The 9,730-nt window shown below is 54.9% G+C and carries 13 protein-coding genes; 4 read left to right on the top strand and 9 right to left on the bottom strand.

Going from position 1 to position 9,730, the window contains the following annotated elements:
• Positions 1-135 precede the first annotated feature (135 nt).
• The gene (locus tag K6123_RS15760) at positions 136-1,203 is read left to right on the top strand and encodes a hypothetical protein (protein ID WP_221799416.1); all 1,068 of its coding nucleotides are present in this window, start codon (positions 136-138) and stop codon (positions 1,201-1,203) included.
• Between the two features lie 20 nt (positions 1,204-1,223).
• On the opposite strand, the gene K6123_RS15765 is transcribed toward K6123_RS15760, so the two are convergent.
• The 6 genes from K6123_RS15765 to K6123_RS15790 all read right to left on the bottom strand — a co-directional run bounded on the left by K6123_RS15765 (position 1,224) and on the right by K6123_RS15790 (position 5,111).
• Positions 1,224-1,673, bottom strand: coding sequence for a DUF3106 domain-containing protein (locus K6123_RS15765; RefSeq protein WP_221799417.1), 450 nt, complete (start codon positions 1,671-1,673; stop codon positions 1,224-1,226).
• A gap of 73 nt (positions 1,674-1,746) precedes the next feature.
• Positions 1,747-2,052 carry a hypothetical protein gene (locus K6123_RS15770; protein WP_221799419.1) on the bottom strand — a complete coding sequence of 102 codons (306 nt, stop codon included), beginning with the start codon at positions 2,050-2,052 and terminating at the stop codon, positions 1,747-1,749.
• A gap of 1 nt (position 2,053) precedes the next feature.
• The gene (locus K6123_RS15775; RefSeq protein WP_221799421.1) at positions 2,054-2,530 is read right to left on the bottom strand and encodes a hypothetical protein; all 477 of its coding nucleotides are present in this window, start codon (positions 2,528-2,530) and stop codon (positions 2,054-2,056) included.
• On the bottom strand, positions 2,520-3,065 hold the full coding sequence (locus K6123_RS15780; RefSeq protein WP_221799423.1) for an RNA polymerase sigma factor: 546 nt from the start codon (positions 3,063-3,065) through the stop codon (positions 2,520-2,522). Before K6123_RS15780 ends, K6123_RS15775 begins: the two co-directional genes overlap by 11 nt.
• Positions 2,998-3,819 (bottom strand): hypothetical protein, encoded by an 822-nt coding sequence (locus K6123_RS15785; protein WP_221799425.1) that lies wholly within the window; start codon positions 3,817-3,819, stop codon positions 2,998-3,000. The genes K6123_RS15780 and K6123_RS15785 overlap by 68 nt, the downstream gene beginning before the upstream one ends.
• Before the next feature lie 194 nt (positions 3,820-4,013).
• Positions 4,014-5,111 carry a cation diffusion facilitator family transporter gene (locus tag K6123_RS15790; protein WP_221799427.1) on the bottom strand — a complete coding sequence of 366 codons (1,098 nt, stop codon included), beginning with the start codon at positions 5,109-5,111 and terminating at the stop codon, positions 4,014-4,016.
• A 174-nt stretch (positions 5,112-5,285) separates the two neighbouring features.
• On the opposite strand from K6123_RS15790, the gene K6123_RS15795 reads away from it, so the two are divergent.
• Entirely contained in the window at positions 5,286-6,341 is a 1,056-nt protein-coding gene (locus K6123_RS15795; protein ID WP_221799429.1) for a succinylglutamate desuccinylase/aspartoacylase family protein, read from the top strand.
• 108 nt (positions 6,342-6,449) lie between these two features.
• Positions 6,450-7,001, top strand: coding sequence for a mechanosensitive ion channel family protein (locus K6123_RS15800; RefSeq protein WP_221799431.1), 552 nt, complete (start codon positions 6,450-6,452; stop codon positions 6,999-7,001).
• Between the two features lie 46 nt (positions 7,002-7,047).
• On the opposite strand, the gene K6123_RS15805 is transcribed toward K6123_RS15800, so the two are convergent.
• A complete protein-coding gene (locus K6123_RS15805; protein ID WP_221799433.1) occupies positions 7,048-8,061 on the bottom strand; it encodes a YeiH family protein in 1,014 nt (337 codons plus the stop codon).
• A 279-nt stretch (positions 8,062-8,340) separates the two neighbouring features.
• Between K6123_RS15805 and K6123_RS15810 the strand changes: the two genes are divergently transcribed.
• The gene (locus K6123_RS15810; RefSeq protein WP_221799435.1) at positions 8,341-8,637 is read left to right on the top strand and encodes a hypothetical protein; all 297 of its coding nucleotides are present in this window, start codon (positions 8,341-8,343) and stop codon (positions 8,635-8,637) included.
• Between the two features lie 269 nt (positions 8,638-8,906).
• On the opposite strand, the gene K6123_RS15815 is transcribed toward K6123_RS15810, so the two are convergent.
• Positions 8,907-9,335 carry a hypothetical protein gene (locus K6123_RS15815; RefSeq protein WP_221799437.1) on the bottom strand — a complete coding sequence of 143 codons (429 nt, stop codon included), beginning with the start codon at positions 9,333-9,335 and terminating at the stop codon, positions 8,907-8,909.
• Positions 9,336-9,542: 207 nt separating this feature from the next.
• The coding region (locus K6123_RS15820) for a 4Fe-4S dicluster domain-containing protein (RefSeq protein WP_221799439.1) at positions 9,543-9,730 on the bottom strand (188 nt) is incomplete at its 5' end.

The raw sequence follows: 9,730 nt of genomic DNA on the forward strand, positions 1-9,730 counted from the left end.
TTACAACATCCGCTCGTCGGCTTCCGCCCTACGCTGATGATTGTCTGGCTGGATTCACGGCTTTTCTGCCAGTAGGCTTGGCGGGCTGCAGTTGTAAGCTTCAATAGCTACTCTGCAATCATGATTTGCACAAGGATGAACATGCCCTGCCCGCACTTTGATCGACCTGGTCATTCCCAACCGCCCGCACCTTCCCCGGCGTGTTCCCGGCTGCTCGCCAGGCGACCGCTTGTTGCTGGCATACGGCTGCTGACAGGACTGGCCATTGGGCTGGCACACAGCAACACAAGCTCAGCGGCACAGCTCGGGCTGGACTGGAACTACGCCCGCCAGAGCATCAGCGAAACCTACGATGACTACCGCTTCTACAGCTCGGGTCCACGCCTCTATATCAGCAATAATTTTTGGCAGCACTGGAGCTGGTCGGCCTCTATCGCCCGTGCCAGTGGCAGTGACGACGGTGCAGACTACCTCTATCACAACTGGCATGGCGGGCTGAGCTGGAACGGTGAGGACAACTGGCTATCACTGCGTTATTCCAGCAGCCGCAGTCGCTTGCAAGTGACAGGCGAAGGCAGCGATTTCACTTACCAGACCAACAGCTGGAACCAGAATCAAACCCTCAGCGTCGAGTTCGGTCAGGATATCTGGCTGAGTGACCAATGGCTGCTCAGTGGCTGGCTGAACCTCGCCCGGGCCTGGGGCAACTACAACCGTAATGCCACCGTCCTAGTGACCAGCACGGACACGGGGTCAGATACTGGCAGCGGAACAACAGACACTGCTACAGCCGATACATCGACAGACGTTAATACGGCGGCAACCAGCAACAATAACTATGCGCCCGCTGCCAGCCAACAGCTCAGTCAGTACAGTAACGACCGTCAGACCGGCATTGATGCCGGTGCCGGATTGACCCTCACACGTTTGTTTGAAGATTCTGCCGGGCGCCTATGGGCGCCGGGAATCGGGCTGGATTATCAGAAGACGGTAAAAGGCGAGCTACTCAGCTCGGATGTTGGTGAGTCGAGCCAGTACAGCAGTCAAAGCAGTGACTCCAGCAGCGTCGCCAACAGCTGGAGTGCCGTGTCGGTGCTGATCAGCGTGCTGGGGCAGAACTGGCAAACCAGCCTGACACTGAGTAAACCATTAACTGAGCCTTATGACCCGGCGCTGAGCTGGTCAGTTGGTTATCAGTGGTGATGCAACGCCCCTGACATCGGTCAGGGACGACGTTCGTGCAACCGTTCGCGAATCTGATCACGCTGACCATTCGACAGTTGCTGATAACGTTGCCGCAATGACTGCCGCTGCTCTGGTGACAACGACTGGAAAGTACGCCAGGCATCGCGAGTACGCTGACGCTGATCTGGCTCCATGGCCTTGAGGCTGTTCATTTTTTCGCGCAGTTGCTGGCGCTGGTTTTCCGGCAAGGTTTGCCAGCGCTGGAAGCGTTGCTGCACTTGCTGACGCTGCTCGGAAGTCATGGCCTGCCAGCGGTTGGCTCCTTCAATCAGCTGTTGTTGCTGGCTGCCATCCAGGCTATCCCAGCGTTCGGCTACAGCGCCGAGAATCTGCTGGGTAGCAGCAGGCAAATCAGTAAACTCATGTGCCAGTAGCGGCCGACTTGCCAGCACTGCAAAGATCACCAGCAACAGTAAGGCTCGGGTCAACGTCCTGACTGACAGCCGTCTTGTTACAGCAGTTACTGACGCTGTTGAATGTAGCGCTATAGAAAATACCTGACTAGTCATGCTCATTGGCCGCCTCTTGCTCCGGCCGTTCGGCTTGGGTTTTCGATGTTTGCCCAGAGCTGGTCTGGCTGGCCAGTTGGGCGTTGTCGGCAGGCTCGGTTAACACCGGCTGGTCGACCAGATCAACCAGGTCGATCCAGTCATCGCCTTCACGCACCTGCTGGGCCAAAAACAACAGCAGCTGCGGGTCAACTGCCGCTTCCGTTTTACGGTTGTCAGCGCTGGCAGGTTCCGCCGCCGATGCCGGTAATATCAACCCGGCTGTCAGGGCAGAACTGATAGAAGTCAGCATCATCATATTAGCCAGCCTTTTTCCCGGCCTGAATCTGGTCATCAGGTAACTCGCTCAACCAATAGGCAAATTCAAGATCCTGAATCATATCCCAGTCAGCCTCATCCAGCTCGGATATCACCAGCATGTCCTGTAACGCCGGGTTCGCTGTATTAACACCGGTATCAATCTGAGTTGAATCAGCCGCCACTCGCTGCTGTTCCGGCTCAGACGGTTGTGACCACCACACCAGCCCCACCAGCAGTACCGCAGCCATACTCCAGCCTGCACCCGTTTGCGGCAGCAGCCAGTATTTTTTGTGTGGCCGTGCCGACACGGGCGGATGTTGCTGCAGCGCGTTACGAAATGCCTGCGCCCGCCGACTCGCAAGCTGATCCTGCAAGCGGCGCTCAAGGCGCTGTTCCTGCTGCTGCAAACTGTCACGCAGCAGTTGATCAATTGGCTGGTCAGCCTTGTCTGATGTTGCAGTAGCTTCAGTTTTCATAATTGGCGACCACCTCATTGAGTTTCTGACGCACACGGGACATATGGGTCTTAACCGATCCTTCGGATATTTCCAGCACAGCGGCTGTTTCCCGCACACTTAAACCTTCCCAGCAGCGCAGCAAAAAACATTGCTGTTGCTGGGTTGGCAACTGACGGATCACCGCCAGTGCTGCCTGTTGCTGCCGTTCCCGGGCAATACGCTGGTCTGGTTGCCAATCATCGTCGCTGACAAGCGAATTGATGACGCTGTCGGATTCCCAACCAATGCTCTCATCATGCAGCTCCGGACTGTTGTCGGAGCGCCAGAACACCAGCTTTTTCCAGCGATTCTGATGGCGCAGCAAATCTGCCAGACAATTTTCCAGAATCCGGTAAAACAGCGGTTTCCATTCCTGCTCAGGCCGATCACGGTAATGGCCTATCAGCCGGGTCATGGCTTCCTGCACCACATCAAGCGCATCGTCATCATTGCTGGTTGCCATCCGCACCATCAAAAACGCCCGTCGCTCGACAGATTTGAGAAACTCGTTCATCAACAGAAGTACCCGGCGGGTTTTGGCATCTGGTCCTTTCCACTTTGGTGTTGGCGGGTTCGATCTGACGGTTGGCAGACCACCCGGGCAATTTATCGAGCAGGCCATCCGCCCCTTCGGGGCTGGCATCAGCGACCATGACAGCGCTGGCAGCGGCCAATCGCACCACAATTGTATCGGCGTTCAGTGAACGGCTGACGGCATTATATTGCCCCATCACGCTCAAGTGAGTGATGCTTTCGTCACGTGCCTGGGCTGCACTCAAAGCCGCCAGAAATTCCTGGTAGCGAGTGTATACCAATACCGGGCCAGCAACGCGGCCAGGCTGGTCAGCAGATGTCGGCTCAGACAACGAGCTATCGCTTACTACAATCTGGCTAACAGCCTGACCCGACAGCAGCAACCCATTGGCTCCATGTATCGTCAACCGTGCTGCGGCATCGCGGCTGTCCGGCTCAAGGCTGTTACCACGGATTTGCAGCCGGGCAGCAGCAGGCTTAACAGCGTGCTGGTTATCCCAATCGGCATCATAGCTGGCGAGCTGGCCGTTCTGTAGCGGCGTCAACAAGGACTCCCCGCCACCTTGGTATACCAGCGCAGTTTCATTGTTATTCACCGGCAAGGACGCCTCCAGAAACAGCTGGCCAAGCGACTGAAACTGGGCCAGATCGCCTTGGCTACGAGCGTTATGCACCAGGCCAAGATTGACTAACACCAGTAGCAACAACAGCGCTGTAATTCCCTTGAATTTCATTCCGTCTCCTGCGGCGGCGACCAGGCGATGGGAGACAAACCACAGTCTCCTGAACACATCACAACAACCAAAACGCTGGCGACTGACTTCGGTTGACACAAAAACAAATTTTTTTGCGACCCCAAACAAAACGGGCCGCTTCCTGAGGGGAAGCGGCCCGTTGCTATTAACAGCCATGCAAACCAGCGTGAGCGTCAGCCTTTGATTTCAACCGTGCAGTGCCTGATCTGGCTGAAACTGTCGAGCTGGCGGTGAATCGCTTTCACCAGAGCCGGGTCCGTCGAATCAACGCTGACCACCACTGCGTAATGATCGGCCGATACTTTCCAGATGTGCAGGTCTCGAATACGGGCACCGGTTTGCTCAATCGCTGCCACAATACGTTTACGACTGCCGGCACCAATGCTGGCATCCAGCAAAATGGTACTGGTTTCTTTCAGCAGACCTTTGGCCCAGATGGTGATGATGGCGGCACCCACAATGCCCATCAGGGCATCGAGCCACAACCAGCCCAGCGTCATCGCCGCCAGCAGCGCCACAATCGCCAGAATCGAGGTCAAGGCATCCGCCAGCACATGCATATAAGCAGCGCGCAGGTTGTGGTCGTGGCCGTGCTGCTCATGGCTGTGGTGAGCGTGATCATGATGCTCATGGCTGTGATGTGCGTGATCGTGGTGTGCATGGTCATGGTCGTGATGCTCATGGATGTGCTGAGCCTGTACATGTGCGTGGTCGTGGTCGTGGTCGTGGTCGTGGTCGTGGTCGTGGTCGTGGTCGTGGTCGTGGTCGTGGTCGTCATGATCATGGCCATGTCCATGGGAGTGACCATGATGATGGTGGTGGTGATCTTTCAGCAGCCAGGCACTGACCAGATTCACAATCAGACCAATAACCGCCACCAGAATGGATTCGGAAAAACCAATTTCATGCGGCATAAACAAGCGCTGAACCGACTCGATCACCATCATCAGCGCGACCACACCCAGCGCCACCGCACTGGCAAAACCGCCCAGCACCGATACCTTGCCGGTACCAAAACTGAAGTCCGGATTGGCGGCGTGTTTGCGGGCATAACGATAGGCAAACAGGGTAATCGCAAACGCCGCGACGTGGGTCCCCATGTGCCAGCCATCCGCCAGCAACGCCATTGAACCATAGATAGAACCAGCGCCAACTTCGGCAATCATGGTAAACAGGGTCAACCACAACACCACCAGGGTACGGCGTTCACCATCGTTACGATCCGGCAAGGCAATCGGCTGATAACAATGACTGGCGGTCATATTGCTCATATAGAAAACTCCAACGTCAGGACGCTCGTCAGTGCATCAAAAGCCGTTGCCGGATTCCGATACGACGCGCACAATCCTTCCACCTGTTACTGGACAGGCGCTACCCTGTCTGCGTGATAATAATGAGAATGAGAGTCACCTCACAAGAACCCGATTCTAACACGGAAATTTCGCATGAAGCGCGGCCGTTCAGCTTTGCCCGAATTAGTCATCGCTGGTGAAAAAATAGAACCTGGCAAAAACTATCGCCTGCAACTGCCACTTGGCAGCCTGTATACCAGCACTGATATGACCATGCCGGTGTACGTCAAACGCAGTAACCACCCGGGGCCAACCCTGTTTATCAGTGCCGCCATTCATGGCGACGAACTCAACGGTGTGGAAATCATCAACCGGCTGATTCACGGCACGCGCCTGCGTTACCTGCGCGGTACGCTGATTTGTGTCCCCATCGTCAACCCCTTTGGAGTGATTAACCACAGCCGCTACCTGCCCGACCGACGCGATCTCAACCGCTCCTTCCCCGGCTCATCCAAAGGTTCGCTGGCGAGCCGCATGGCGGATCTGTTTCTGAGCGAAATTATTGCCCGCTGCGACTACGGCATTGACCTTCACACCGGCGCCATCCACCGCTCTAACCTGCCACAGATTCGAGCCGATCTCGACGACGAAGTCACCCGTAACATGGCGCTGGAATTCGGTGTGCCGGTGGTACTGAACGCCAACCTGCGCGACGGCTCGCTGCGTGAAGCCGCCCATGAAATGGGCGTCAAGATTCTGCTTTACGAAGCAGGCGAAGCCCTGCGTTACGACGAACTCTGCATTCGTGCCGGTGAACGGGGTATCCTCCGGGTGATGCGCCATCTCGGTATGTTGCCGCCCAGTCGTCGCAAGAAATACCCCATCGAACCGCTGGTCGCCCGTTCCAGTGGCTGGCTGCGAGCCACCGATTCCGGCTTTGTGCGAACCTTCAAACAGCTCGGCGACAAGGTTGAAAAAGGCGACGTTCTGGCCAGTATCTGTGATCCGTTTGGTGATGAACTCGACCGGGTAATTGCCAGCAAGGACGGAATTATTATTGGCAACCAAAATCTGCCACTGGTACACGAAGGCGATGCGCTGTATCACATTGCCTATTTCGCGGAACCCGATGACGTGGTGGAAAGCATTGAGAACATGCAGGACAGCCTGCTGCCGGACGACGAACTGCTTGTACCGCCCTACAACTAACCTGAATAGCCGGGTCCCGGCGCTTGAGCGTCAGGGCCTGGTGCAAAAATCGATATAATAATCCGATAAAAAGACCCAATTAAAAAACCCGATGTTAAGACAAGACTCATGCTAAAGATTTTGATCGTCCTTGCCACCGTGATTGGCTACGCCTGGCTGAACCACCATTTGATGAACCTGATTGAACGTCAGGGCGCCAAACGCCAGGTAGTACAAGCGCGCATTTTCTACCTCCAGAAAGCCGTTCAGCTGACCCTCTTTCTCGTTATGTTACTGGTCGCTGGCATGGTGGTTGGCTTTGGCTACAATCAGCTGACCTTTGCGCTGTCGTCAGCCGCGGCCCTGTTGGGCGTAGCCCTGTTTGCCCAATGGTCGGTGCTCAGCAATGTTACCGCCAGCGTACTGATTTTCTTCTTTTTCCCCTACCGCCCCGGTGACCGAATTCGGATGATCGAAAACGATTGCCCGGAAGGCGTGATCACAGAAATCACCCTGTTTCATATCCTGCTGCGTACCGACGAAGGCCACGAACTCAGCCTGCCCAATACCATGGTGTTCCAGAAAGCCGTGGTGATTACCAAACAGGGCCCGCACTGGTTGTCCATCAAGCCAGCCGAGCCGGAAGCGCACAGCGCCATTAAACGGGAAGGCAGCCTCTAGGGCTGCCTGAATGCTTCGTCTGAAAATGTGCGGATCAGCCGCTGGCTTATTGCAACAAGCCGCCAATCACCAGCGTTAGTGCCATCAGCAGCAACCACAAAATCGTGCCCAGAATCAGAGGCCCGGCACCAGCTCGCACCATTGGCTGCCAGCGGGTATTCAAACCCAGCCCGACCATCGCCAGCGTCATCAGCACCAAGGCAGCGGTTTTGACCAGCTGCAACAACGCTGCTGGCAAGGGCACCAGGCTGTTGAAAATCACCACTGCCAGAAAGCCCAATACAAACCACGGAATCGGGAGTTTGCGCGGCTGATCCACCTGTTGCTGCAAGGCTTCGGGTTGACGTTTTTCGAGCCAGACAGCCAACAGTAACAAGGTTGGAATCAGCAACAGGACCCGCATCAGTTTTACCACCACTGCGGTTTGCATCAGGCTGTCGGCTGCTTCGTTCGCCGCCAGCCCCTGACCAATCGCCACCACCTGAGCCACTTCATGCACCGTGCTACCGACAATCAAGCCGGTAACTCCAGCATCGCCAGCACCACCCAGCCAATATGGATACACCAGCACACTGAGCGTGCCAAACAATGCCACCATCGCCACCGCGATACCAACATGCTCCTGTTTGCGATTCAGCAAGGGGGCTGCTGCCATTACCGCCGCCGCACCACACACTGCGCTACCAATGCTGACCAGAATCACCAGCGTGACAGGCATTTTCAGCCAGCGCATACCAATCCAGCCACCGATCAGCATCACCAGCGTGATAACACCAACATCCGTCACAATCGCCTGCCAGCCAGCCGCCTGAATATCCGCCAACGTCAGGTTGAAACCGAACAATACAATGCCGCTTCGCAACAGCTGCTTCTGCGCCAGCCCAAGCACCCGATGACCGCCAACCCGTTCGCTCAATTGAGCCACAGGCGCTATCAGATTCGTCACCAGCATACCGAGCAAAATTGCCAGTGGCAGCATCCCCAGGCCCAGAGATTGTACAGATGACAAGCCAGCAATCTGGCTGGCGACAAAACTCACCAGCAGCAGAACCACTAGCATCCAGAACACATCCTGCTGGCGGAAATCCCCGCCTCTTGCTGTTGCCGCCATAACCTTTGCTGTCACTGTGCTTACTCCCCTATCACGGATTGGCTATTGTTAACCTGCAAGGCCAATATAGGCGGCAGCGACTATTCGGTTAAACAAGATATATCTATATAACTAATCAGATTTATAGAATTGCATCTGTTACATGGCGCTCCTGCGCCAGATCAAAATCAGCGGTCAGACCCGGTATTACACTGGCCTCCGTTTATCTCTTTGCAGTAGTCAGTTGTTATGTCGTACCGAAAACCCGTCAGCCAGCAGGCCATGCTGAGTCTGGCCACCCAGGTCCGTTCCGGCCTGCCGTTCCACATTCCCCCCAAAGACCTGTGCCAACACAGCTGCAAGGGCTGCCCAAAAAAGCTGATGGAATTCCTCGATACCGAACTGGAAGATGTTGAACGTCGACTGGAACTGGGCGACGACTTTTCATTGGGCGAAATCAGCAAACTGGCGCGTACCAGCCAGAAGATTTATCGGGTGATGGAGAAGAACGGTTTGCTGAAGCAGGAGATGCAGGCAGTGTCGTGATTTGATCAGCAGGTATTTTGTTTTGAATACGCAGCAAGACTTTACGTTCGAAACTTATAGTCTGGCAGCCCGGACAAATTCCACCGCTCCGAATTGCTGAAGTGGTATCCCACCACACGACCCATGCGGCGATTGATGATGCGTTGGGATTGTGAAAGATCTTTGATCAAGCAAGGATAAGTGGCATCCCGGTGGATGTTACGGAAGCCTGACCCAAAGGAATAGCCTGGCATTTTGCCAGGCAGTACAAACAGCCTGCCTGGCCCCCATTACGCCCGGGACCCAATATCCACATCAAGAGACTTGTTCTGTTTCCTCAAATAGAGAGCCGATTGAAGGGCTGACGCATACAGAAAAAAGACCACTCCACTAAACGAATCAAAGAAATTACCAGACTCCATGTAGCCCACAGCAACATCCGCTGTTTCCACTGCCAGCAACGCCACAGCCGCCCAGACCTTTTCCTTCAGCAAAAAGTAAAAGAACATCAATGAAATCAATCCCAGAACAATAGCCATCCATTTATCACCCTGGCGTTCACCTATGGCACTCTGCAATGGTTCATAGGGAATGAAAAAAATGGCGACGCCCAATGTCACCGTAATAAATCCGTATATGGCGACAAATTTAGTCACCTTCCTTGCACCTTCAGGATTCTTCGGTCCCGTAAACAATGCATTAAACAAACCTTGCGACATAAAATATTCCTTTCCTTTGCTGAATAGCCCCCGGGGCTGGTTGACTACTACAATTCAACCAGAACAAATCCGCTCTTACAGGTGTTGTGTCGGATGGCGCAAGCTTATCCGACCTACGATCCCAAATTCCATAAGCAACAAAGCCCGCGGGTGCGGGCTTTGTTGTTTCGGCAACATACAGATGCTTTTTACATCTTCAGCTGCTTTTTACATATTTGGATAGTTAGGACCACCAGCACCTTCCGGTACGACCCAGGTGATGTTCTGGGAGGGGTCTTTGATATCACAGGTTTTGCAGTGGACGCAGTTGGCGGCGTTGATCTGGAACTTCGGATCGCCGTTTTCACCATCCACTACTTCGTATACACCGGCCGGGCAGAAGCGCTGGGCTGGTT

The organism is Oceanobacter mangrovi (genome assembly GCF_019740315.1).
GTDB classification, from domain to species: domain Bacteria; phylum Pseudomonadota; class Gammaproteobacteria; order Pseudomonadales; family Oceanobacteraceae; genus Oceanobacter; species Oceanobacter mangrovi.

Excerpts from the sequence above, each read along its gene's own strand:
- K6123_RS15805 (WP_221799433.1), bottom strand. The coding sequence starts at position 8,061 with ATGCTAGTGGTTCTGCTGCTGGTGAGTTTTGTCGCCAGCCAGATTGCT.
- K6123_RS15760 (WP_221799416.1), top strand. The coding sequence starts at position 136 with ATGAACATGCCCTGCCCGCACTTTGATCGACCTGGTCATTCCCAACCG.
- K6123_RS15785 (WP_221799425.1), bottom strand. The coding sequence starts at position 3,819 with ATGAAATTCAAGGGAATTACAGCGCTGTTGTTGCTACTGGTGTTAGTC.
- K6123_RS15815 (WP_221799437.1), bottom strand. The coding sequence starts at position 9,335 with ATGTCGCAAGGTTTGTTTAATGCATTGTTTACGGGACCGAAGAATCCT.
- K6123_RS15775 (WP_221799421.1), bottom strand. The coding sequence starts at position 2,530 with ATGAAAACTGAAGCTACTGCAACATCAGACAAGGCTGACCAGCCAATT.
- K6123_RS15780 (WP_221799423.1), bottom strand. The coding sequence starts at position 3,065 with ATGAACGAGTTTCTCAAATCTGTCGAGCGACGGGCGTTTTTGATGGTG.
- K6123_RS15795 (WP_221799429.1), top strand. The coding sequence starts at position 5,286 with ATGAAGCGCGGCCGTTCAGCTTTGCCCGAATTAGTCATCGCTGGTGAA.
- K6123_RS15800 (WP_221799431.1), top strand. The coding sequence starts at position 6,450 with ATGCTAAAGATTTTGATCGTCCTTGCCACCGTGATTGGCTACGCCTGG.
- K6123_RS15810 (WP_221799435.1), top strand. The coding sequence starts at position 8,341 with ATGTCGTACCGAAAACCCGTCAGCCAGCAGGCCATGCTGAGTCTGGCC.
- K6123_RS15790 (WP_221799427.1), bottom strand. The coding sequence starts at position 5,111 with ATGAGCAATATGACCGCCAGTCATTGTTATCAGCCGATTGCCTTGCCG.
- K6123_RS15770 (WP_221799419.1), bottom strand. The coding sequence starts at position 2,052 with ATGATGATGCTGACTTCTATCAGTTCTGCCCTGACAGCCGGGTTGATA.